Below are 24,956 nucleotides of genomic sequence, written 5' to 3'. Positions count from 1 at the left end.
CGTTCGGAAGAACCAGATGCTCGCGATTCAAGAACGTGACGACCCAACGACGCCGACGCTGCCGCTCGGTGAATGGTCGTGCTGTTCGCATGCATCTGGCTCGATCACGAGTCCTTCACAGCTCGACGCGCTGCCCGCAGAATGGCTGGCAACGTCGGTCCCGGGAACCGTCGCAGCAACGCTCGAGTCTGTCGGCCGCTGGGACATGCAACATCCGACAAACATTGATGCCCTGGATTGGTGGTACCGGACGTCGTTTGCAGGCCCCAACCCCAGCGAGTCGAATGTCGATCAGCGGCGCTGGCTATGTTTCGACGGTTTAGCCAGCCTGGCCGAGATCTGGCTGAATGGCGAACAGCTCCTGACGACCGACAATGCGTTTCGCCGATACACGATCGATGTGACGCGGCAACTCGACAGCAACAATGAACTCGTCATCGGCTTTCGCTCAGTGACGGCGGATCTGCAGAAGAAGAGACCACGACCGCGCTGGAAAACAAATCTTGTGGGGCAGCAACAGCTCAGGTGGCGACGCACGCCGCTACTGGGACGCATTCCGGGCTGGTCACCGCCCGTCCCGGCCATCGGTCCCTGGCGCGCCATTCGACTCGAACAAGCCAGTGCGTCTCTGACCGACATTCATCTCACGACCCGGCTCGAAGGAACGACGGGCATCGTCTCGCTCAGCGCGGACCTGTCTGCCGCCGTGCCGATCGATCGAGTCCTTCTCCGCGTCGGCGAACTCGAATGCAACATCGAGATCACCAAGGGCGGCCGAGCAGACACCACAGGCAGCGATGTCCGACTCAGCGGAGAACTGCGGGTGCCAGACGCGCCGTTGTGGTGGCCGCATACGCACGGCTCGCAACCGCAGCTTCCGTGTCGCGTCGTACTGGAGTCTGGTTCCAATCAATTCACTTTGCATCATCGATCCGTCGGCTTTCGAACGCTAAGCGTCTGTCGCGAGCAAGGGTTTTCGCTGAGCATCAACGGCGAGCCGATCTACTGCCGTGGTGCGTGCTGGACCGTCTCGAACGTCTTCACGTTGGATGGAACGGAACAGTCGTTGCGCCACGACTTGACACTGGCGCGCGAGGCCGGCGCCAACATGCTGCGCGTGGTCGGCACGATGATCTATGAAAGCGACACGTTCTATCGCTTGTGCGACGAACTGGGAATTCTGGTCTGGCAGGACATGATGTTCGCCAACATGGATTACCCCGTGGATGATCCCGCGTTCGCCGCCAATATTGAATCCGAGGCCACCGAACAACTGCGACGACTGGCGAGTCACCCGAGCATCGTCGTCTATTGCGGCAACAGCGAAGTCGAACAACAAGCCGCCATGCTGGGCATGCCGCGTGAGCGCTGGAGCAACCCCTGGTTCGCAGAGCGACTGCCGGCGCTCTGTGCGGAACTGCATCCCGGTACAACCTACGTCCCTTCGACACCAACGGGCGGCGTCCTGCCATTCCATCCGTCGACGGGGATCAGTCATTTTTATGGTGTGGGTGCGTACCTTCGCCCCCCCACCGAACTCCGTCAGGCCGGCGTAAAGTTCACACCCGAATGTTTGGGCTTCGCCAATCTACCCGAACCGGACACGATCAATCTGATCACCGAAGGCGCCCTGCCGACGATGCACCATCCAAAATGGAAACAGCGAGTTCCACGCGACACCGGTGCGGGCTGGGACTTCGAAGATGTCCGGGACCACTACTTAAAACAACTGTTTAACGTCGATCCGGTGATGCTTCGATCGACCGATATGCCTCGATATCTGGACCTCAGCCGCGTCGTCCCGGGCGAGATGATGGCCCAGACCTTCTCCGAATGGCGGAGCAGTCACAGTGAAAATCGTGGTGGCTTGGTCTGGTTCTTCAAAGATCTATGGCCCGCAGCAGGCTGGGGCCTCATCGACAGCACCGGCCTGCCCAAAGCCACCTACTACTTCTTGAAACGGACGTGGCGCAATCGCCAGATCGTCATCACGGACGAAGGCTTGAATGGACTGCACATTCATAGCATCAACGAATCGAACGAAAGATGGACAGGGTCCGTCGAAGTCACGTTATGGAAAGAACCCAACGTCATTGTTGCACGTAAAGAGGTACCACTGGAACTGCCGGCACGCGGACGTCAGTGCATCAGCGCCGATGAAGTGCTGGGCAGCTTCTACGACGCGAACTATGCCTATCGATTCGGTCCGCCACATCATGACGTCGTGATTGTTTCACTGCTCGACGCGGATCGTCGGATCATCAGCGATGCCTCATATTTCGTCCGGAGACGCGAGTCGATCATGGCCTCGGCAACCATCAATACCGAGGTCAGACAGACCAGCCCGACAGAATGCCAATTGACGATCGAATCGGATCGGTTTCTGCATGATGTCCGTCTGCGTATCGGGGGATTCCGCCCGGATGACAACGACTTTCATTTGCCGCCGCAGCGAAAGAAAGTTGTCCGATTGATTGCAACCGGAACACGGCCGAGTGTCCTCCGCGGCGAGATCGAAGCGTTGAATCTCGAGACGCCGACGTCGGTTTCTCTCATCCTGAATCGAGACGAACAATGATGTTGGCATCCCCGAGCGATGAGGCGACCACTACGGGAGACAGACTTGTGGGTGTTCCGATCGCCGCACAGAGCATGGCGTTCTACTTGAATGGCCGCGGTGGCCCTTGCTTTGCATGGCTGCACGAGCATCCTTCTCAGAAAAGCTTGAATCATGGCATCGTGATCTGCTCGCCGTTGGGATACGAACAGATCCATTCCCACCGCACCCTGCGGCACCTGGCCAACACGCTGGCGATGCACCGCCTGCCGACGCTGCGATTCGACTGGCATGGGACAGGAGATTCACCCGGGTTCGACGAAGATTCTGATCGCGTCGGTACGTGGTTGTCGAATATCCACGATGCAATCCACTGGATGCGCGAGACGCTTGGCTGCGAGCAGATCACAGTAATTGGACTACGCCTGGGCGCAACGCTCGCCACTCTGGCGACGACGGAAAGTCAGATCGACAACTTGATCCTTTGGGCTCCAGTTGTCAAAGGACGCGCCTATGCCCGCGAGATGAAAGCGATCAGCCTGACCTCGGATGCCCCCGCGCGACCTGCCGCTCCCACGAACGACGTCGAAGCGGCCGGATTTAAACTCACCAGCGAAACGATCGCCAGCTTCGGTGTGATTGACCTGATGAAATCGCCGCCCGACTGTGGCCGGATTCTGATCGCGACTCCGGCCGAGCGGCCCGACGATGGCAAGTTGTCTGAGCACTGGAGTTCACTCGGCCTTCGTGTCCAGCAGATCTCCACCGCTGGCTACGACGAGATGATGGCGGAGCCGCATCGCACTGAAGTCCCCGATACCGCCATCCAGCAATTGGTCGATTGGTTGATGGATGGCACGAGCAATTCTTTGCAGCATCTGACACCGCGACAATCGGCCTCGTTTCCCGCTTCGATTGAACTGACCAGTGGCCCGACCATGGCAGCCACCGCACACGCTTCGATCCGTGAAGCGACGTTTACAATCAACGGGCAACCGCAACTGTTTGGCATTGTCAGCGAACCGAAGGAATCCCCTTCTTACGATCATCCCATGATCGTATTGCTCAATGGAGGATCGACCTATCGTGTTGGTCCGAATCGACTGAACGTGCACCTTGCCAGACGGCTCGCCGCGGAAGGCTTCCGTTGCCTTAGAATCGATCTCTGCGGATTGGGTGATAGCCCTATCGAACCCGGGGGCCGCGAGAATGATCCTTATCCCACAACGACCTTTCGAGACATTGATCTGGTCATTCGTGAACTCCAACAGCAACTTGGCGCCACACGCATTGTCATGGCGGGACTGTGCTCGGGGGCGTATGCGGCCTTTCAATCGGCCGCACAGATTTCCAACCCCGCACTCGTCGAATCCGTGTTGATCAACCCGCTGACCTTCTTCTGGAAAGAAGGAATGACGTTAAGCGATTCACCCACGAATGCGCTACGATCATTCCACTATTACCAGAGCGTCGCGATCGACCCCAAGAAATGGCTTCGCCTGCTTTCCGGCAGAAGCAAGATCGGTGTTCGCGGCGCGATCTCCATGGTCTTCCAGCGATATGGTCGCCGGAAATCGGTCGCGGCATCGCACGACTCATCATTGTCCGACACCGCCCCTTCGAGTGGTTTGGGACACCCGCGCGAGGAAGATCTACCAGGCGACCTTGGCCGCATCGAACAAGCCGGACGTCACCTCGCCATGTTCTTTTCGGTGTCCGATCCTGGCTACGAAATTCTCAACTACCACGCCAAGCGAAAAGCCCAGGACTTGCGTGCACGGGGCAACCTGAACATCGAGTTCATCGAAGACGCCGACCATACCTTCACCGTGACCGCCGCCCGCAACGATTTGATCGACGGGATCATACGACACCTCCATCGCCGATACCCATCGTAGCACCGCCGCTCTACGATGACAGAATCTTGAGGCATCGTCCGAGGTTAGAGTTCGCAAGTTCGTTGGCTTGCTCGCGCCGTAATGTGAACGGACGCGAGCCAACACTCTTTGACTACGGCAACAAGCGGATACAGGATGGGCTGATTTGCGAGACCGGTTCCCCGGTGGCGCTCAACTTGCCGGTCTTGGCATCGATCTGAAACACCGCCACATTGTTGCCCGGCATATTGGCACAAATCAGCCACGCCCCATGCCCGGCAATCAACAGATTCTGTGGTCCCTGACCACGACTCGGGACAATCTCAATCAACGTCAGCGTGCCATCGTCAGCGATCCGATACGCGGCAATGCTGTCATGGCCTCGGTTGGTTCCATACAAATACCGACCGTCTGGCGTAATCTTCACATCCGCGGTATGTGTCACACCAGTGAAGTCCGGCGGCAACGTCGAAATCGTTTGGCGTTCGGTCAACTGCCCCGATGCCGTTGCATAGTCATAGAGCGTCACCGAGTTCTTCAGTTCATTGATGACGTAGACATAGCGGCCGTTGGGATGGAATGTCAGGTGCCGCGGTCCCGCGCCTGCTGGCGACTTGATAAAAGGCGGCTCAGACGGCGACAGTTTCGAGGTCGCCGCATCGAGGCGATAGGTGAGAATCTGGTCAATGCCCAGGTCGGCCACCAGTGCGAATCGATTGTCGGGACTAACGACGATACAGTGCGCGTTCGCGCCAGTTTGACGAGCCGGATCGACGCTTGAGCCGACATGTTGAAAGAACGAAACCGATTCACCCAATGCCCCATCCTTCTTGACCGGAAACGACGCAATGTTGCCGGTGGAATAGTTCGCAACGAGGACCGTATTGCCGGTTGAGTCCACATCGAGATAACAGCTCGCCGTGCCGCGACTCGATTGCCGATTCAGCAGCGTCATCTGACCACTGCGACCATCGAGCGCGTAAGCAGCGACCTCTTCGGAATCTTTTCCGCCGAAGGACTTGGCGTGGATCGAATACAGGAACCGCTTGTCAGGAGAAAGTGCAATGAAGAAGGGATGTTCGACACCGGATGTTCGATGCTTCGGTGTTAAAGCTCCCGTCATCACGTTGAACTGATAGGCCTGGATGCCCCCCTGTTCGCCGGCCGCGAACGAGGTAATAAACAGCACGGGATCGTCGGCCCGCGTCGTGGAAGCGGATTCAGTCAACATGGCACCCATCACCAGGAAAAAGGAAAAGCAGACTCTGTTCCAAGTCATCAAGTGGTCCTCGATCTAGTGGCACAGCCACTCTGTTCTGCTAGTGGCACAGCCACTCTGTTCCGACAGGTTTGCAATTCGACTCGTCAGTCATTCGTTGTTGAGTACATTAGAGGAATGAAAACAGACTCGCGAGCCTCGTTCCAAGTCGTCTGAATTCGTCGTCTCACTTCAGGATCGCCGAACCCGCCGCCAGGATTTTTTGCGCTTCGTCGGGGAAAATCTCACGAAGGAAAATATTCCGCCAGCGAATCTCTCCCCCGTGTGTCTGCAATTGAATCGGCCCGGTCTTCGGAACGGGAAGCATTCGATTGGAATCGAAATAGTTCTCCATGACCGCGTGATCGACAACCAGCTTCTCATTCAACCAAACGCTGACTCGCGATTCCACCATGATGATCCGAAACGAATTCCATTCTCCAAACGGTTTGTCGGCCACGACGAGCGGATCTCGGCCCGGGGTTTTCGGACGATTGTTAAACAGTCCGCCCGAACCCTTATTGGGATTGCGATCGGGGTTGGCAGGCAGGCTTGGCTGGTTGATATCCCAGATCTGAACTTGCGGACAACCACGCAGATAGATGCCGGAATCCGCGCCTGCAACCGTCTTGTATTCGACGAGAAGTTCAAAGTCCCCGTAATATTTGTCGGTCGTCGCATAGTCGCCGAGACCATCGTTGATGAGTTCGCCCGCCTCAACCCGCCAGTGTTCCTTCATGGTCGCCGTCCACTTGGCGATCTGCTCTGCGCGTTCCGCCTCTGGCATCGCGGCAAGCTTCGCGGGATCGAATGTCGTTCCCCCCTGCCAACCGGCCAAATCCTTACCGTTGAACAGCGAAATGAATCCGGCAGGCGGAACATTCTGAGCCATCGCAAGCTGCGAACTGAAACCCTGCAGAGCGACGAAAAGGGCCGCAACCATCCGCGGGGTATTGAGTCTGCCACGATTCATCAACATCGTCATTCTGAAATCCCTCTGATGTCATTACACCGCAACTCAAAGATCCGCCTTGCGCAGAACCACGATCCTAAGCGCTTTCCAATCGCCAGGCAAAGCACTGGCGCTTCCCCTCTTCCCTCTGTGTCTCCGTGCCTCTGTGTCTCCTTCACTACCCATGCGCCCGAAGTACGCGAAACGTACAAGTGGGTCCATCGGGGGTGAGGGAGACACAGAGAAATGCCGACGGAGAATTGCCTGTTGCCTTTTCGAGGAAATCAAAAAAACGTGAAAGAATTCGCTTTATGGTTCGTGTATATGATGTCGTTCAGGAGACCTTGATGGCGAACATCCCCGAAACTCGAGCCAGCTTGATCTTGCGTCTGCCTTCCACGGCCGACGCGGAGGCGTGGCGCGATTTTACCTCGATCTATGAACCGTTCGTCTACCGGTTTGCTCGGCGTGGGGGCCTGCAAGATGCCGATGCCAGTGAACTCGTGCAGAACGTCATGCTGGCAGTGGCCCGATCGGTGGGACGTTGGCAACCCGATGGCAATCGGGCTCGGTTCCGGACCTGGCTGTTTCGGATTGCTCGCAATCAGTTGATCGACATTTCGAGTCAGCGACGCCGTCACGCCACCGCACGCGGCGGAACGTCGTTGCTTGGCGTGCTTGAACAACATCCGGCGAGCGATGGTTTTTCGAGCCGTGAAATCCGGTTGTCCCATCGTCGAGAACTCCTGTGCCGCGCAGCGGATCGAGTCCGATCCACATTCAAAGACGCCACTTGGCGGGCATTCACACTCACAGCAATCGAAAACCGGCCCGTCGATGACGTGGCGCGGGAACTGGGCCTGACCATCGGTGCCGTCTACATCGCACGCAGCCGAGTGCTCACACGGCTGCGTGAAGAGATCAAGCAGTGGGAGGATGACGATGCGATGTAACGATGCTCACCTCAAACAATTGCTGGTCGCCGACGATTCCAGTGCCGAATTTCGTTCGACAGCCAATCATGTCGAAACGTGTCCCCGCTGCCAACAGCGATTGCTCGAACTCTCCGACGACCATGAACTCCTAAGCGAAGTCCGTGAAACGTTACTGGCCCGCGGCGATGATACGGCCGCCTATCAGGGTGCGATTGGTTCCTCGGTTGTGATCTCGATCGAGGGCGGTAGCGCCGACGAACCTGGGGCCGAATGTGAACCGGTGTCGCTCGATTTCCTGTCGCCGCCCAGTCACCCCGAAATGCTCGGCCGGATCGGTCGTTATGAGGTCGAACGCGTCGTGGGTGCTGGCGGAATGGGTGTCGTATTGAAGGGATTCGACACGGAACTGCACCGCGTGGTGGCGATCAAAGTGCTGAAGCCCCATCTGGCGAATCACGGTGCCGCGCGACGGCGCTTCTCGCGAGAAGCGCAATCCGCCGCGGCCGTCGTTCACGAGCATGTGATTCCCATTTACGACGTACAGCCTGATGGTGACACCCCGTTCCTGGTGATGCAGTACGTTCCCGGCCAGTCGCTACAGTCCCGTGTCGATGAACGTGGACCGCTCGACACGAAAGAAGTCTTGCGGATCGCCAGTCAGGCGGCAGCAGGATTGGCGGCCGCACACGCTCAAGGATTGGTTCATCGTGACGTCAAACCCGCGAACATCCTGCTGGAAGAATCTCTGGAACGCGTGCTGATTTCCGATTTTGGTTTGGCTCGCACCGTTGATGACGCAACGCTCACGCGCACCGGCATTGTTGCGGGAACACCGCACTATATGTCACCAGAACAGGCGAGCGGCCAACCGATCGATCATCGTTCGGATCTGTTTAGTCTGGGCAGCGTGATCTATTTCATGTGCACCGGCCGCCCTCCTTTCCGGGCCGAGCACGCCATGGCGATTCTGAATCGCATCTGCCACGACCCGCATCGTCCGCTCGACGAAGTCAACCATGATGTGCCTGCGGAACTCGCCGAGACGGTTGACCGCCTGCTCTCGAAGAATCCAGGTGACCGATATCGCGATGCCCGCGAAGTCGAACAACGCCTGTCATCGCTGCTCGCTCACCTTCAACAGGGCCGACGATCACGTCGCCTGCACTGGCACAGGCGCTGGCTGCAGCGACGTTCAACAATCGTGAATGTCGTGCGTCAGGCGACAATTGTCACCGCCTGCCTGCTCGGGGGAATCGGATTGTCCCGTTGGTTCGCCCCGGGTCCCACGAACCCGACATCACCACCAGTCATAGAGTTTCCTCGCGACAGCCCAAGCTCACCTACTGATCCCTTTGCACTTCACCTCGATCGAGTCAATCCGTCGGTGCACGAGCGTGTCAACGCTGAGCAACTTTTCACAAGCGCACCGGACGAGTGGCAGCGAGAACTCGATCAGACGCGCACGGTGCTCGATGCCATCGAGAACCGCTGGAATCCAACGGATTCAATTCGGCAGACGACAAGTGACGATGCCTGGCAACGAGAGTTGCATGATCTCAAGACCGCTCTGCAAGCGATGGAACAGCTCGCAATTTCGCCAAAAGACAAATCTCAAACTCCAGTCCCCTGACCTCAGCTCAAGGATCGTTTCATGAACCGAACAAACATCCAGATCGGCGTAGCATGCTTGTTGAGCGTGATCGGCGCGACAGCATATGTCTGCTCTCAAGACACACTTGAGTCGTCTCCTCAGGTACCAACGAAGCGTCCCCTTGCTGTACCAGTAGCTCCGGCGGCACCCAAGGGTCGTTCGCATTCCGTAAAGGACAGAACAACCTTCCAAAGTGGCACGCGTGATGCGGCTCCAGGATTTGACGTCAGCGACATGCCAAACCGGCCAACTCGAACACGACTCGTGACCGAGACCGCACGCGTCGCACGTGTGATCGAAGTCCCCGTTTCCGAAGAAGAGCTTCAAAGCATGAAGGAATTTCAGAATGCCTTGGAGATTCTGAAAGAGTCCAAAGATGAAGCGGCCCGAAAGGTCGCGTCCGAAACAATTCAGTCACAGCTCGTCAAACAATTCGAACAAGACCTGAAACGGCGTCAAGAAGAACTGACCGCCATCGAAGAACGTGTGACGTCACTCCATCAGCAATTGGAAAAGCGTAAGGCGTCTCAAGCCGATATCATTTCCTTGCGATTGAAAACCATCCTCAATACTGCCGAGGGTCTTGGATTTCCAGACGACCCTGATGGGATGCAGGCAGCGCTCGGCGGGTTCGATCATCATGAATTTAAACGAGTCGAACCATCGCGCACCATAGGACCGATGCGGGGCCGTCTAAGAGGTGTCGACGACGATGACGTCGTTCGATAACTCGGCGGTAACGAAATATTCGATGCGGCATTGGAATACAAAACGGGTGCGAGTCCAATCACCCAAGTGTAGTTGCAGCCTCACGAGCAATCTCAAAACCCCGATCGGCGCGTTCTTGCGTGCCGATCGGGGTTTTGCTTTCGATCTCATTCGGCGATGCGGCGAAGATAAGATTCGATAGACACGTCGTGTGATTCGATCTTGATGAAGAAGCATTCACGAATGCCAGGACTGGCCGCGAACGAATGCCTCTTTCGAGTTCAGGCGGTATAATCTTCTCCGCTCTCTTGAGAGTCCGATAACTGATTCATGCCATTGGAGATTTCGACGATGCCGCGCCTGAATAACTTTGTGAACGCCGTGACCTTCAAGCGGCGGAGCATTCTCATGCTGGCCTTTGCCATCGCCGCAACGTCTGCAGTCTTCTCCAGCGTTCAGACCGTGTCGGCCGCAAAAGATCCCACCTGGAAATCCTTGTTCGATGGCAAGACGCTGAAGAACTGGACGTCGACGAACTTCGGCGGTGAAGGGGACGTCGCCGTTAAAGACGGTGTCATCGTCATGCAGCAGGGTTCCGACATGACCGGAATCACCTGGACCGGCGAAGACCTGCCGAAGATGAACTACGAAGTGGTGGTCCGGGCGCAACGCATCGAAGGAAATGATTTCTTCTGTGGCCTGACCTTTGAAATCAACGAAGACCCCTGCAGCCTGATCATCGGAGGCTGGGGTGGTGGCGTTGTCGGAATCTCGAGCCTTGACGGATTGGATGCCGCGAATAACGAGACGGCTCGGTATGAATCGTTTGAAAGCGGTGAGTGGTACACGATCCGCCTGCGTGTTTCCGAATTGGGATTGATGGCCTGGATCGACGAGAAGCAAGTTGTCAGCGTCGCCACGAAGGGGAAGAAAATTTCGATTCGCGGCGAAGTCGAACCTTCACGCCCCTTCGGAATCTCCTGCTTCGCGACCACCGCAGGCCTCAAAGAGATCAAAGTCCGCCCGCTGAGCGCCGAAGAAGCGAAAGCACCACTCACTCCCGCGGAAGACAACCGCACACCTCTTCCCAAAAAGAAAAAGAAGTGAGATCCCATTCGCTCTGCTTGCGTTGATCTTCTCTGTGTCATCTTCTTCTCTGTGTCTCCGTGCCTCTGTGTCTCGCTCACCACCCATGTGCGCCCAAAGTACGCGAAACGTACAAGTGGGTCCCGCGGGGATGAGGGGAGACACAGAGGCACGGAGACACAGAGAAGAGTAATAACAATTCAGATTGGCGAGTTTCCGGGATCGACCTGTCAAGCGTGATATGCGAGTCAAGCGCTCGGCATTTTTCTGATGTGAATAAAAGAAGCTCATTGCTCTTGGCAATCGCACATCGGTTGTACACAATCCTGCCCCATGTGGCTTGGGACTTCAGCAACAGGCCATCATCCCTACGAGGACAGTCCCTTCTTCCTCGTTGACCCAAAGGTCTTGAGAGACCCCCAGAGTGACCAAACCGTTCTCCCAGCACGGCGTTCAAAGTGCCGCTTTGAATGTCGGACTATTTGGTTCGTTAGGCCACAGTGCCGGTTCACAACAATCCGTCGCTCCTTTGAAACTCTCGCTCAGCCAGATGACGACCCTGCGGTGGTCGTTGCTGGACGAGGTCGTTCAATTGAAGCAGGCAGGATACGATGGCATCGGCCTTTGGCGGCCGAAGGTCAGTGAGTTCGGAGAAACTCGTTCAGCTGAAATGCTGCAAAAAGCACGGCTGGCCGTTTCATCGCTGTCGTTCGCCGGTGGGTTCACAGGCGGATGCGGATTCAGTTATCTCGAAGCGATCGCCGATAGTCGGCAAGCGATCAAGGAAGCCGGAATCGTCGGCGCCAAAAATGTGATCGTTGTCGGTGGTTCGAAGAATGGTCACACCGCACGTCATTGCCGCCGGCTGGTTGTCGATGCCCTGCGAGAACTGGGTGACGACGCCAACGAGGCTCAAACCAAATTGGCGCTCATGCCAATGCATCCCTACTTCAGCAAACGCTGGACGTTCTTGAATTCACTCGATCTGACCCTGGAAGTCATCGACGAGATCGCTCGCCCGCATGTTTGTCTGGCGTTCGACACTTATCACCTGTGGCAGGAACCCCGCCTGATCGAACGTATCCCCCAAATTGCCGCGTTGACCGGCGTGGTACAGTTGAGCGACGCGAAATCGGCCCCCGTTTCAGAAAATGATCGTCGGCTGCCGGGTGAAGGCAGCATTCCGCTGGCGAATCTGATTCAGGCCTTTCAAACGGCCGGATTCGCGGGTTACTTTGACATTCAGGTGTGGTCGGGTAATGTATGGAAGTCCAATTACGCGCATCTGATCGAACAAAGCCACGCGACCGTCAAATCAATGTGCCATCTCGAGGCGACCAGCGCCTGAGCTGACGCGACGACGGACCCTCATGGAGTTGGTGTTCAGGCGTAAGGGGAAGGATTCTCGACCACGTCAAAAGATGAGTCGCGATCCTCGATTAACACTGCAACACACAGTGTTCACAAAAAATCCGCCCGATCATCCTGCCCTTGAATGTCTGGCCGCAAAATGTCGCGAGAGTGGTTCAGCCTTGATGAGCTGGCTCGTCAACTCGGACGAGATCGTCGCGAGATCGAGAAACTCGTTCAGCGGGGTCGTATCCCGGGACGAAAAATGGCGGGTGAATGGCAATTTCACCCGACCGAGATCACGCATTGGCTCGAACAAGAGATGCGTGAGTACACCGATCGTGAGCTGGCGGTGCTAGAGCAAACACATCGCTCGGCCGAGTTCACCGATGCCCATCCCGTCGCCGCACTACTTCGCCCCGAAACCGTTCAGGTTCCGCTCGAGGCCCGTACCAAGCGGTCGGTGCTAGAGAGCCTGGTTGAACTGGCTGGCCGAACTTGGGAAGTCTGGCAACCCGCCGCCTTGCTGGCGGCGATTCAAGAGCGTGAAACGGTGCTCTCCACCGCCTTTGAAAACGGGGTTGCCATTCCTCACCCGCGGAATCCCGTCCCTGACACCTTGGGCCAATCTGTGATCGCCTACGGCAGACTGCCCAGTGGAATCGCGTTTGGTGCCCCGCATCGCGTCATGACGGACATGTTCTTCCTGGTCGTCTGTCGCGACTCACGCACGCATCTGCATGTCCTGGCCCGCCTGGGTCGCATGCTGCAAACACCCGGCTTCATCGAAGACCTGCGTGCCATCGACGACAGCGCGGGCTCCTACGAGTACATCGTGCAAGCCGACCAGCAAATCATTGCTTGAACACTCGAAACAAATCGGTGGCCCCGGCCTCGCTTTATTCTGCGTCCCACCACCATGGATGTGCGGCCGGGCGATTCGCGTCGGTCGCTTTTTTCCGAGCGGCCTGGAGTTCTTCACCCTGCGCGAGCGTTCGAGCGTGTTCATAGGCATCGCGCGGATTCAGCACGACACCGCCGGAGACCAGCCCCACCACCATCGCGCCGCTCCGCTTGTAACTCACATGTGAGGGGACTTGTTTGGGAACGTCAAACTTCGGATAGCTCATTCGCGTGTCGTCGAGAAACAACGACTGGTCCCATTCCACGCGCTCGGCCAGCTTTTCGTTGAGAAGTAACGCGGCGACGACCGTCCAGTCGATCAGATTTTGCAACTCGCCGAACACCGGCGCACGTTCGGCCAACCGCGGAAAGGCGTCACTGAACTGTTTGGCAAACGCCTGCGCCGAACGATTGATCGTCGACGAACTCGACCGCTTCCCGCTGGCATCGGTCACTTCTTCCTCGGTCAGCAGGCGAGCCCGTGGTCCCGACAACTGATACGCCAGACCATCCTCGCTGCGCGCGACGCGGTCGTAGGCGGGCACGAACCACCACCGCTGCATCGTATTGCCTTTCGCTCCGATCATCGACAGATGACTCTTCAAACCCTTCACCTGCGGATTCTCGAGACCACTGGCAATCCGTTTCATGCGATAGTCGGCCTCGACAAACGCAGTTGCAAAATGCGAATCGGGTGGAACGCCGTCGATCCGAATGTTCTGCAACCCCAGGATGTCATCCATCTGCTCAAATCGAGCAACCACTTCGTCGGCCGTCGCGGGGCCCCCCTGACGAATAAATTTTTGCAGCTCGGCAATCCGTTCAGGAACCGGATCAATCGAACACCCTAGTTGCCGCGACGTGCGAACGGTCCGCAGTGCGACGACCAGATCGTCCAATCGCAATGTCGGGTGCCCTGACTCGATCCCCACCATGCGTCCGACGGGGTCAGCGAGAAAGCCATCCGCCGGTCCGGCAATCACCAGATCATGTTCTGCCGGGAACGCAAACAATTGGTCAATGCGCTGCAACCCCGCCAGGTAGAACAGGTCATCCGGGATCGCTTCTTTCCGGGCAAGACGCTGATCAATTTCCCGTTCGAGTGCGACAAGTGAGACAAACCGAAGCTTGGACCGGCGATTGAGATCCCCTGCGGGCCGGTTCCGCGACACGGCCAGACGTCGCTTGGCGTCCAACGTCTGGTTGGTTCCATCGACCTCCACCAGACTGAGCACTCCTTGAGTATCAATCGCAATCCCACCGGCATTCTGATTGTTGCCGCCGTTGTTCTGACCGCCGCCCTGGTTCGCATTCTGCGCCCAACAGTGACGAGGAACCAGAAACAGCATTACGACGAGCAGACACCAACGCGACATCGCGTTCATGAACGATCTCCTGACGAGCATGGTGCATGCGAACAGCGCACCGCACTCGTCGATCGTACCGCGAGAAACGGCAAGTCGACAGACATTTCTGTCCGGCGTCGATTCTCGAAAACACGCGGCTCACAATTTCGCCGACGCAACCGGTTCGAGCACGCGACCAGGCAGGTTGATTTTCGCGTAGCTCGAGATTCCCACGATGACCAACGCGAGCACCACAACCAGAAGCTGCCACATCTTGGCGTTCTTCCGCATCCCTTCAAACGAACGGGATCGTCCGACTAAGGCGGACGCGATAAAGAAGATTGCAAACGCGATCAGAATCTTGGTTCCGATTAGGGCGTGATACAGGCCGTCGCCGCGATGCTTCGGAACTTGCACGAAGATGAAATTATAGAAACCGCTGATGATGAACAAGGCGATACCGCCATGCACGAATTTCTTCCACTTGTTCATAACCAGCTCTCGAAGCTTGTCATGCTCGGGCTGCGACAACTGTGCCGCGGCGGGTGCCAGCACGAATCGCAGAAAGATCGTACCCCCGACCAGAACGATCGCAGTGACGATGTGAATCCAGCGAGAGAGAAACGGAATCAGGTTGTCCATTTTGAGAACTTCTTATTTTGACGTTCGAGGAACCGTGACGGCCAGTAAGCAATCACTCTACGAAACGTGAGCCCTGGCGCTAAGTCGCGGGCGACCGCCACCGTGCAATTCCCCTGGGAGCGCGACAGAAATGAATTCAGGTGAGCCGAGATGCGTCAGCATTCGAGTCTTGTTCATCCATTTCCCCCGTTCCCTCGTTGCCAAGCTCCGGCTTGGTAACGCCTCTTACGATTCGATTTTTAGGCGAGCAGGAACGTGGCCTCGGACCGGGAGACACATTCCTAATGTGTACAAGTCGATCCCAAGGGGGAGCTTGGGATCGAGGAGAAAATGAGGGAATCAGGTGCGAGAGAAAAACGAAGGAAAAACATACGTCTCAGCACATTCATGAGCCGATTCTCGACTTCCGGGCCGTAGTCCGTCTGTTCATTTGTCAATAAATCGTATTGACGCAGTTTTTGCCGATTTCTATAACGCCGCTCGCTATGGATGGCGGTGCCCGTTCGGGCCTTCGTTACAGTTCGGTGTCACTTCCGCTTCGGAGATAGATCATGGGTGAAGGGAATCACCTGCCGACGACCAATGCTGTCGGCCGGCCCAAAGGACGTTTGACGTGGTTGGTCGGTGGCGCGGCTGTCGCCGTCGTCTCATGCGGATTGCTGATGCAATACGTTCGCAGCTCGACGACCCAGGCAGCGTCTGATTCCCCTGCGGGAACTTCGCGAGTTGCCTCGACCGTTAAAAAACCAGAAGTCCTGGCAAAAGTTGGTGATGAACCAATTACCTATGACGCCGTCGCCGATGAAGCGGTGAAACGCTTCGGCCGCGAAGTACTCGACGACCTGATCCATCGGCTGATCATCCAGCAAGCCTGCGAAAAGCACAAAATCACCGTCAGCGAACAAGAAATCACCGACGAGATTTCGCGGATCGCCAAGAAGTTCAATCTCGATGTGGCGCAATGGCTGCAGATGCTGCAGGCCGAACGCAACATCTCGCCGAACCAGTATCGTCAAAGCGTCATCTTCCCGATGATCGCCCTGAAGAAGTTGGCTGGCGAAGAAGTCGAAATCACGGAACAGGATCTGAAAGAAGCGTTCGTGCGAAACTATGGACCTCGCGTGAAGGCCCGCATGATTCTGTTTGATAATCAGCGACGTGCTCAAGAATGCTGGGACAAACTCGACGCCAACCCGGACGAATTCGAATCGTTAGCCGCGAAGTTGTCGATCGACCCCAGCAGCCGTGCTCTGGGTGGCCAGATTCCCCCCATCGCCAAGTACAACGGAAACACCACGCTGGAAAAAGCCGCATTCGGGATGAAAAAACCGGGTGAGATCTCGGGCGTGATTGAAGTCGAGCCAAGCCGATTCGTGATCCTGAAGTTCGAAGGCCGCACCGAGCCTGTCGTCACGAACATCGAACAGGTCAAGGACACGCTGTACGACGAACTGAAAGAAACCAAGATTCAGGCCGAGGTCGCCAAGCTGTTCGAGCAGATCAAGAAAGAGACCACGGTCGACAACTACCTGACTCAAACGACCAACCGCGCAGACAAAACGGGTGGTATTGCCGGCCCAACCGGCGGTGTTCAGCCTGTATCTGGCACCAAACCCGCTCCCACGCGTCCCGCAAAGACCGCCGGCGCCGCTCAGAAAGAAATCCGCAACTGAACGCCAACGTGACGGGATGCTGGTCTTGAAGCCAGTCCCCCTGCTTCACGGCCTGTTGAAATATCGGGCCGTTCGTCCTCAGTCGAATTCACAGCGAACCGTTGACGATGTCAGCGGTTCGCTGCATTTCGAGTCCATCGCATTTTGAAAATGCGATCACGGGTTGTGTGGGAACGAATCAATCCATCTCCCACGAGCTCTTCGAATGCCGGTCGACAACTCGAGCAATCCGTCTCGAGTAAGGCCCGACTTTGCGATTTAATCCCCCATCAAAATCGTTTCCAGATCGATATAGGTTGGCGGGGGAACGTCGCCGCGGCGCACACGTTCGACATCAAATTCGTCCCCGGCATTCATGAATTCGAAACGAACTTCTGGCGACTGATCCGCATTCGCAAGACTCACTCCAATCGCGACACACGACTGTCCGACAACCGAGAATCGACCGGATGTGACCGCATACTGCAACGCGGTTCCTTCATCGATCCCAAACCCGATCCGTTCCGGATGTTGTTCGATCGCCGCTTGCAGCCGATGCAGGCGATTGCGTTTCACAAAATGCTGATCGATGATCGCACCGGGAATGAGGTCAAACCCCACCCCCAAAATCGGCTGACGACGCCCGCCTGCAATCATGACGCGCGACATCACGGCGGCCCCTGCGGACGTTCCCCCGATGACGCCGTTTCGGGCCAAAACGTCTTTCAATTTCTGTTCCACGCGTGTGCGGCCATACCATGCCGCCAGCCAGGTCTGTTGTCCGCCGCTCAACCAGACTCCGGTTGCGGTCTCCAGCACGCGAGAGAACTCGGGGTCGTCCGCCTGTGTCCGCGAGTCCGCATGCAAGACGTCCACCGATTCGACTTCGAAGTCCAACCAGTCTTCGCGGTATTGAACCAGTTCGAAAGGCTCGACCGCGTGTGCCGGAACGATCACCAATTTTGCATGTTTTCCCCCCGCCAGTTCGACGAACCGCCGACGGATCTGATTGGGAAGTTGTCCGCCCCCGGCAATCAGCAAGGTTCCTCCGGAAAGCGGTGCAACACCGTGCGACGAGTCGCTGACGCGCGACACTCGACGGTGAATCTCGGCACGAACAAAGACCCCGATTCCCGTCGAGACGACGAACATCACACACCAGAACAGGACCCGTCGGCGGAAGCACGTTCGCACCGGCAAGCCATCGCTCGCAGCGACCGTCGCCACCAAGGGCACGCTGCAGACCAGACGCCACGTCGAGCCCCATAACGATCTCTGCTCTTTGCTCATCTTTTTCCCTTGTTGAATAGACAAGACTGCACGCGAACGCGGAATTCGAATGGGAAATGGCGACGAAGATCGAAGAGAATCGACAAATGACGTGTTGTCTTTAATTAATATCGTCGAGACCATGGTCTGGCTAGTGCCGAATTCGCGAATTTTAGAAACCCGAATCGCCCGGACACGGATGGGGCGCTTACCCGCCCCAAAGCAACGGACCCCGAATCACAACTCTTCGTTGAACTGTCCGCCACAGAGCAGCACGATCGTCGCCCCTTCATGTCATGCCCCAAACCTAAGCGACTATTTCGCACGGGCCGTACGGCGCGGTCTTGTCATTTGTCATTCGAACTTCGCGCAGTCATGATGACGCGTGCACTATTGAGCTTGTCTTCGCACCTTGAGTTCTCGGGAAGTTGTTCATGAGCGTGACCGCTGCAGATCGTTCGCTTCGAGCCGGCATGGTTGGGATGGGGATGATTTTTGACGAGACCTATCGCCCCTTCTTCGAACGCGTCCACAGTGAACTGCTTTTCGATCGCCGTTTCGGAGTTCTCGACGTCCCGCTGATCGCGGTGGCGTCGAAAACGGGAGGGCGCGCCAGCGCCTATCGGAAGGCCTGTGGATCGAAAGTGCATCCCTTCGAAAGCTTTTCAGGTGATGACGCGGTCGATCGCCTGATCGCCGCCGGACTCGACTTTGCCTGCGTTGCGACACCCGATGATCGGCATTTTGGAGTGGCCAGGAAGCTGCTGAACGCCGGAATCAACGTCCTGATCGAAAAGCCCTCGGTTCTGCGACTGCAAGAACTCGAAGAATTGACGGCTCTGGCCAAACAGCAGAATCTCGTGGCGAAAGTCGTCTACCACAAACTGCTTGATCCTGACCACAAGAAGCTGCGAACGCTGGTTGTGGATGGGGTGCTGAAGCATGTCAATCACGGCTACTGTTCGCTGCTTGAACCCAAGCAAATCTCGGGCAGCCAGTTCTCGGAGTGGATTACGGGGCGAAATCCGGGAACCTATGTCGCCTGTCACTACATCAAGCTGATCGACTTCACGTTCGGCGGTCGTTTGAAGACGGTGACGGCCACGGGACAACGCGGGATCGTGGGTCCGAAAGACGGACCAACCTGGGACAGCACTCAATTACGGTTGATTTACGAATATTCCGATCACCGCGAGGCGGCCTTTGATATCCACACTTCGTGGGTGACGCCGGACAATTTCCCCGGATACGTCGAACAAGAAGTTCAGTTCCGATTTGATAACGGGGTCTGGAACGGTCATTCACGCAAACGTGGCGTCGAATGCACGGTCGAAGGTGAAACCCCGATTTCTCGTAAGATCACGATGAACAACCATTACAACGGCACGTTCGTCGAGCCATGGGGCGAACGATCCCAACGCGGTTACGGAATCGAAGTGCTGGAACGATTTGCACGTGAACTGGGCTATGTGAAGTTCGGGGGCCCGGCAAGTGAACGGTCCAAACGCCTTCAGGAAATTCAGGCTCTCGCCTACAACGATCTGGAGGCCGACTGGCAGAGCGTGGCTGCGGTTCAGGCGCTCGAGGCCATTCTCGAACGCCATGCGGCGGGTGAACCCGATTGTGTCGTCCGCGTCACCGACGACCGGAAGCTCGCCCTTTATCGCCCTGGACAGGCCCAGCCTGTTCTCTTGAATTGAGCCTCCACCACTGTCCAAGCCAAACGAGGGGCCAAGCCCCATCGTGGAGCGGCCTTGGTCGATGAAATGAACGCGACAGGCCAATGCGTTTGCGGATGGTCTTTGCAAACCCATCGGCACGAAGTGCCCGCATCGATCAAGACGTTTTGACTCCATCGAAGCACCAACGGCGCCGCGAATTCCGCTAAGCCAGAAAGTTGCTTGAGAGTTCGTAACCTCTTCGCAAATCACGAATTTACGTTTGCCAAGCCCAGCACGATGCGCAGTGGCCAGGCCGTTTGACTGACATTAATGTCAAGTTCGTCATCAGATTCAACCGAGTTAACTTAAACGGCAGATGAAGTAAATTCACCGTAACCGAAAGAGTCAACCAAAAAACGGAATGACTTCAAGGGTCAGGTCCTCGGCGAACTGCTGGAGCATTGGGACAGTGCTTGGGGCGAGGATACGCCCACGACTTGTTGACCAAGACGTTTCCCTAGATAGAAGAATGGAATCCGACACATGGACGTCGCGGAATTTCTCAGACAGTTGGAAGACCAGTTTGGCCTGACGGTAGGGACGCTCAAACTGAGTTCCATCGTCGAAGAAACTCCTGGCTGGAGTTCGCTGATGTTTCTGGAATTGATCGCGTTTGTCGACGATTGCTATGGGATCACCGTCAAGCCGCGACAGATCCACGAATGCACGACTGTGGCAAATCTTTTTTCACTCGTTCAAAGTCTGAGCTCATCAATGGCGGTGGCCTGAACCAAACCTGAATTACGTGGAAACTACGCTTTTCAAGAACACGGAATGTTCCTAATTAGTCGCCGGTCTGTGATCGCTTAGAAGCCCCGCCGAATTCCTTACGTTGCCGTCATTTACGATGTGGCCGACGGGAAGGGAATACGAGCTGGACTCGAACTTTTCTGAGCGTGAGACGACAGTGTACTGCCTACTGGAATGGTTCGTGTTTGATCTCGACAGTCGAAGTTTGGACGACTTTCAATTGGGGCTGTCGAAAACAAAGCACGTGAGTTAAGTCTAATATCCATTCCCCGGATTCGAATGATGGCGATCGAGATCTTTACCGGTGACTCGAATACGTTCGAGCAGCAGCAGGAAGCCGTCCGTCGCTCCCTGACGTCTGCGTCGGGCGAGCGATCGCCACATTTGCCGATGCATGCCGAGCGTTGGTTGATCGTCGGAGCAGGTGGATTCGGTCGGGAAATCTACTATTGGACGCAGGGGCAACTTCAGTCGACCGGACAAGACTTTCCGATCGGATTTCTGGATGACAATCGCGACAGCTTGAAGGCGTATCCTTCGCTCGCCCCCTACTGGGTCGACCGCATATCGGACTATGTGCCGCGTCAGGGCGATCGATTACTGATGGCCATTGCAGACCCGACAATCAAGCTTCAGCTTGGAAAGCAGCTTACGGAGCGTGGGGCCACATTTGCCACTTACATCCACCCCAAAGCGGTCATCACCGCTGATGCCAAGTTCGGCGCAGGCTGTATTGTCTGCCCGATGACGGTCGTTTGCTGCAATGTGCAAGTCGGCGATTTCGTTTCGCTGAATCTCGGGACGGTTGTGGGCCATGATTCCATCATCAGCGATGGATGCACGTTGTCTCCTCACGCCAACATCTCGGGCCAATCGGTCCTGGAGCGTGGTGTCTTCGTCGGATGCCAGGCCGTGATCCTACCGAAAGTGCATGTGGGCGAGTTTGCTCGAATCGGCGCCGGCAGTTCAGTCATCGGGCATGTCCGTTCGCATTCGACCATGTTAGGGGTCCCCGCGAAACGCGTCAGTTGGACCAAACATCCTGATGCGAGCGAAACCAAGGCCGCGTAGTGCCTGGTCACGACGAATGCGGGTCAGGTCGCGAAGGCTCGACGAGTCCGCACCGGAAGCCCTTGAGGTTTCGGCAATCCCTTCCCTGGCCACCTGACGTTATAGGGATGACAATGGACTTGCGGCCCAGAGAATTGCGGCTGACAAGGTCTTGAGCATCGCCTGCAGCCTCGTTGGCCTACTCTTGAAGAGCGGTTCATCAACGCATGAATTCCGATTTGAAGCGGCATGGCAATTCGCCATCGAAACGCGACAAACGTGAACGCAGTTCACCTCATGGGCTCGCTCTGGCATCTCCAGAATTGAGAGACCTGTTCCCTTCCGCCCGACAGACTGTTAAATAACCGTAACCGGATCCTCGCATGAGGGGCTCACAGGATTGCCGGTGAGCCGGGTCAGCCCCGATGGCCCGGACGGCAATGTTGAAACTCATTGAGGCGAACGAATCCCATGCATGCGATGTTGGCGGCCGTCGAATTCCAACTGCCCGACACCCGCCTCTCGAACGAGGAAGTCGTCCGCTTCGCCATCAACTGGACTCCCCAAAAAATCCTCGACAAAACGGGCATCGCGGAACGACGGATCGCCGCGAAAGGCGAACTCTCGTCGGATCTTGCCTTTCACGCCGCCGAGAAACTGTTCACGAACAGCGTTTGTGTACGAGAGGAAATCGACTTCATCTTGTTCTGTACTCAGTCGCCCGATTATCTGCTTCCGACGACCGCCTGCCTGCTGCAGAACCGACTGAAACTGAGAACGGGGATCGGCGCCCTCGATTTCAATCTCGGTTGCTCGGGTTACATCTACGGACTGGGGCTGGCCCAGGGACTGATTGAGACCGGACAGGCCACCCGCGTGTTGTTGCTAACGGGCGAAACGTACAGCAAATTTCTGAGTGAATCCGATTTTGGCGTCAGATCGATCTTCGGAGACGCCGGGTCGGCCACACTTCTAAAAAGCGTCGACAGCCCGGAACAATTGATGGGCCCCTACGTCTATGGAACCGATGGACGCGGAGCCGAAAATCTGATTTTGAAACGTCACTCCTTGCGCGCTGCCGAAGATTTCAGCACTTCCGAAGAGGCCGTTTCGTCCGATGATCCGGCAACGCTGTACATGAACGGCCCCGAGATTTTCAGTTTCGCCATCGAGGCGGTCCCTAAAGCCGTTAACGAATTGTTGCAGCGGGCACAGTTGCAACGCGACGATGTTGACTTGTACGTATTCCATCAGGCCAACGAGTACATCCTGAACCGCCTGCAAACAAAACTTGCCATCCCCAAAGAGCGATTTGTGATCGCCATGCGAGACTACGGCAACACCGTCTCGGCGACGATTCCAATTGCCCTGCACGCGGCACTCGCCCAGGGACAGTTACGCCCGGGCATGCGCGTGATGCTGGTCGGATTCGGCGTGGGCTATTCATGGGGGGCATGCCTGTTGCGATACCAACCCGACTAAGGAATCGCAGTGACGGAAGTCCGCCAATCCGAATGGGCCCCGCCAGGGGTGGCGGAGTGCGTCCTTCGGACACGAGGCCATTCAAGCAGCCAAATTGCGGATTCCTGAAGGAACAGACCGGAAAACACCCCCAAAAACGCGTGTCGAATCGACTTCAACACGGCACGCTACGCCTGATAGGCGGTCTGGCGAGGATGTTTCGCGAAAGATCGCTTCGCGCGTTGCACCAGCTTTCCTAAAATCCGCCGCGCATGGTTCCGCCCTTCCCTGATCAGACATCGTCTGACGAAACGGAATTTCGTCCTGACGTCCCGATCGATAACCGCTTCACATACGGCTCTTGTTAGAAACGGATTCACAATGACCACACACGGACTTGCAGAGAAGATTGCAAGTAAGCAGGCGATGATCGGCGTGATCGGACTTGGCTATGTCGGATTGCCTCTGATTCGAGCGTTCGTCCGGGCTGGCTTCAAGACCATGGGATTCGACGTCGATCAGTCAAAGGTCGACAAGCTGAAAGCCGGGCAAAGCTACATCAAGCACATTGACAGTGTGGCGATCGCCAAGCTGATTCAGGAAAAACAGTTCGAACCGACCTCGGATATGGGGCGTTTGAACGAAGCCGACTGCATCATCATTTGCGTACCGACACCGCTGAACGAAAGCCGTGACCCCGACCTGAGCTACATTGAAGGAACGGCTCACTCCATCGCCAAGACCCTGCGAAAGGGTCAATTGGTGGTGCTCGAAAGCACGACCCATCCCACCACCACGCGTGAGAACGTTTTGCCCGTGCTGAACGCCACGGGCCTGAAAGCCGGCGCGGATTACTTCCTGGCATTCAGCCCTGAACGTGAAGACCCGGGCAATCCCAACTTCGAAGCGTCGACGATTCCCAAAGTGGTCGGCGGTCATGATCCCACGAGCACGGACCTGGCTTGCGCCATGTACGGCCACGCCGTGGTCAAAGTCGTGCGCGTGTCGAGCATGGAGATCGCCGAAGCCGCGAAGATCCTTGAAAACACCTATCGTGCCGTCAATATCGCGATGGTTAACGAACTCAAGATGCTTTACGACAAGATGGGCATCGACGTCTGGGAAGTCATTGATGCGGCCAAGACCAAGCCGTTCGGATTCCAGGCCTTTTATCCCGGGCCGGGACTCGGTGGTCACTGCATCCCCATCGACCCGTTCTATTTGACCTGGCTGGCAAGAAAATGGGGCGAACAAACCCGCTTCATCGAACTGGCTGGGGAAATCAACACGCACATGCCTCATTACGTGATCAGCCAGCTTGCCGAGTTCTTGAACGACGCCGGCAAGCCGATCAAGGGCAGCAAGATCTGCATCCTGGGTGCGGCCTATAAAAAGGATGTCGACGATCCACGAGAAAGCCCCTCGTTCGAACTGATGAAGCTGCTGCTGAAACGTGGGGCCGTGTTGTCGTACAACGATCCCCACGTTCCGTCATTGCCAAAAATGCGGCACTATCCTGACCTGCCGGCGATGACCAGCCAGCCACTGACACCCGAGTATCTGGCAGCCCAGGACTGCGTGTTGATCTCCACCGATCACTCGGCATACGACCACGACTTCATCGTCAAACACAGCAAGATGGTCCTGGACACCCGCAACGCGACGAAGAACGTCAAAGCGGGTCGCGAAAAGATCTTCAAAGCCTGATTCCGTCAGAACGTCGATCAACCACCGCGGTGCGAGAGCGTCACGGCAGGTTGATTTCATCGCTGAGCATGAGTGGTAACG

19 protein-coding genes are annotated in these 24,956 nt (G+C 56.6%); 14 read left to right on the top strand and 5 right to left on the bottom strand.

Annotated features, from left to right (window positions below; all coding sequences use genetic code 11):
• Positions 1-16: 16 nt before the first annotated feature.
• Together OSO_RS46225 and OSO_RS0133985 are read left to right on the top strand one after the other, a co-directional pair.
• Positions 17-2,578 carry a glycoside hydrolase family 2 protein gene (locus tag OSO_RS46225; protein ID WP_010587318.1) on the top strand — a complete coding sequence of 854 codons (2,562 nt, stop codon included), beginning with the start codon at positions 17-19 and terminating at the stop codon, positions 2,576-2,578.
• Positions 2,575-4,455, top strand: a complete 1,881-nt coding sequence (locus tag OSO_RS0133985) for an alpha/beta fold hydrolase (protein ID WP_010587317.1) — start codon at positions 2,575-2,577, stop codon at positions 4,453-4,455. The genes OSO_RS46225 and OSO_RS0133985 overlap by 4 nt, the downstream gene beginning before the upstream one ends.
• Before the next feature lie 112 nt (positions 4,456-4,567).
• Here the strand turns inward: OSO_RS0133985 and OSO_RS0133980 are convergent, their stop codons facing one another.
• Complete coding sequence (locus OSO_RS0133980) at positions 4,568-5,713, bottom strand: lactonase family protein (RefSeq protein WP_010587316.1); 1,146 nt, start codon at positions 5,711-5,713, stop codon at positions 4,568-4,570.
• Between the two features lie 166 nt (positions 5,714-5,879).
• Positions 5,880-6,677, bottom strand: a complete 798-nt coding sequence (locus tag OSO_RS0133975) for a 3-keto-disaccharide hydrolase (protein WP_010587315.1) — start codon at positions 6,675-6,677, stop codon at positions 5,880-5,882.
• A 278-nt stretch (positions 6,678-6,955) separates the two neighbouring features.
• Between OSO_RS0133975 and OSO_RS0133970 the strand changes: the two genes are divergently transcribed.
• The 6 genes from OSO_RS0133970 (at position 6,956) to OSO_RS0133940 (ending at position 13,239) form a co-directional block, all read left to right on the top strand.
• A complete protein-coding gene (locus OSO_RS0133970) occupies positions 6,956-7,597 on the top strand; it encodes a sigma-70 family RNA polymerase sigma factor (protein ID WP_010587314.1) in 642 nt (213 codons plus the stop codon).
• Positions 7,587-9,209 (top strand): serine/threonine-protein kinase, encoded by a 1,623-nt coding sequence (locus OSO_RS46220; RefSeq protein WP_010587313.1) that lies wholly within the window; start codon positions 7,587-7,589, stop codon positions 9,207-9,209. The genes OSO_RS0133970 and OSO_RS46220 overlap by 11 nt, the downstream gene beginning before the upstream one ends.
• A 285-nt stretch (positions 9,210-9,494) precedes the next feature.
• The gene (locus OSO_RS0133960) at positions 9,495-9,959 is read left to right on the top strand and encodes a hypothetical protein (RefSeq protein WP_157605852.1); all 465 of its coding nucleotides are present in this window, start codon (positions 9,495-9,497) and stop codon (positions 9,957-9,959) included.
• Positions 9,960-10,289: 330 nt separating this feature from the next.
• Complete coding sequence (locus OSO_RS46215; protein WP_157605849.1) at positions 10,290-11,045, top strand: 3-keto-disaccharide hydrolase; 756 nt, start codon at positions 10,290-10,292, stop codon at positions 11,043-11,045.
• A gap of 403 nt (positions 11,046-11,448) precedes the next feature.
• Positions 11,449-12,372, top strand: coding sequence for a sugar phosphate isomerase/epimerase family protein (locus OSO_RS0133945; protein WP_010587310.1), 924 nt, complete (start codon positions 11,449-11,451; stop codon positions 12,370-12,372).
• Between the two features lie 147 nt (positions 12,373-12,519).
• Entirely contained in the window at positions 12,520-13,239 is a 720-nt protein-coding gene (locus OSO_RS0133940; protein ID WP_237729381.1) for a PTS sugar transporter subunit IIA, read from the top strand.
• Between the two features lie 34 nt (positions 13,240-13,273).
• Here OSO_RS0133940 and OSO_RS0133935 read toward each other — a convergent pair whose 3' ends face one another.
• Both OSO_RS0133935 and OSO_RS46210 read right to left on the bottom strand, forming a co-directional pair.
• Positions 13,274-14,662, bottom strand: a complete 1,389-nt coding sequence (locus OSO_RS0133935) for a DUF1598 domain-containing protein (RefSeq protein ID WP_010587308.1) — start codon at positions 14,660-14,662, stop codon at positions 13,274-13,276.
• Between the two features lie 120 nt (positions 14,663-14,782).
• Entirely contained in the window at positions 14,783-15,265 is a 483-nt protein-coding gene (locus OSO_RS46210) for a hypothetical protein (RefSeq protein WP_010587307.1), read from the bottom strand.
• A 551-nt stretch (positions 15,266-15,816) separates the two neighbouring features.
• On the opposite strand from OSO_RS46210, the gene OSO_RS0133925 reads away from it, so the two are divergent.
• Complete coding sequence (locus OSO_RS0133925) at positions 15,817-16,938, top strand: peptidylprolyl isomerase (protein WP_010587306.1); 1,122 nt, start codon at positions 15,817-15,819, stop codon at positions 16,936-16,938.
• A 258-nt stretch (positions 16,939-17,196) separates the two neighbouring features.
• Here OSO_RS0133925 and OSO_RS48955 read toward each other — a convergent pair whose 3' ends face one another.
• The gene (locus tag OSO_RS48955; RefSeq protein ID WP_157605846.1) at positions 17,197-18,207 is read right to left on the bottom strand and encodes a cyanophycinase; all 1,011 of its coding nucleotides are present in this window, start codon (positions 18,205-18,207) and stop codon (positions 17,197-17,199) included.
• Between the two features lie 413 nt (positions 18,208-18,620).
• On the opposite strand from OSO_RS48955, the gene OSO_RS0133910 reads away from it, so the two are divergent.
• The 5 genes from OSO_RS0133910 to OSO_RS0133875 all read left to right on the top strand — a co-directional run bounded on the left by OSO_RS0133910 (position 18,621) and on the right by OSO_RS0133875 (position 24,875).
• The gene (locus OSO_RS0133910) at positions 18,621-19,886 is read left to right on the top strand and encodes a Gfo/Idh/MocA family protein (RefSeq protein WP_010587304.1); all 1,266 of its coding nucleotides are present in this window, start codon (positions 18,621-18,623) and stop codon (positions 19,884-19,886) included.
• Positions 19,887-20,390: 504 nt separating this feature from the next.
• Positions 20,391-20,636, top strand: coding sequence for an acyl carrier protein (locus OSO_RS0133900; RefSeq protein WP_010587303.1), 246 nt, complete (start codon positions 20,391-20,393; stop codon positions 20,634-20,636).
• Between the two features lie 300 nt (positions 20,637-20,936).
• A complete protein-coding gene (locus tag OSO_RS46200; RefSeq protein ID WP_083843050.1) occupies positions 20,937-21,728 on the top strand; it encodes an acetyltransferase in 792 nt (263 codons plus the stop codon).
• A 450-nt stretch (positions 21,729-22,178) separates the two neighbouring features.
• A complete protein-coding gene (locus OSO_RS0133880; RefSeq protein ID WP_010587301.1) occupies positions 22,179-23,189 on the top strand; it encodes a 3-oxoacyl-ACP synthase III family protein in 1,011 nt (336 codons plus the stop codon).
• A gap of 360 nt (positions 23,190-23,549) precedes the next feature.
• The gene (locus tag OSO_RS0133875) at positions 23,550-24,875 is read left to right on the top strand and encodes a nucleotide sugar dehydrogenase (RefSeq protein ID WP_010587300.1); all 1,326 of its coding nucleotides are present in this window, start codon (positions 23,550-23,552) and stop codon (positions 24,873-24,875) included.
• The last annotated feature ends 81 nt before the right edge of the window (positions 24,876-24,956 follow it).

Origin of the sequence: Schlesneria paludicola DSM 18645, assembly GCF_000255655.1 — a bacterium.
In the GTDB taxonomy this organism is placed as follows: domain Bacteria; phylum Planctomycetota; class Planctomycetia; order Planctomycetales; family Planctomycetaceae; genus Schlesneria; species Schlesneria paludicola.
This window is presented reverse-complemented; position numbering and strand designations above follow the sequence as displayed.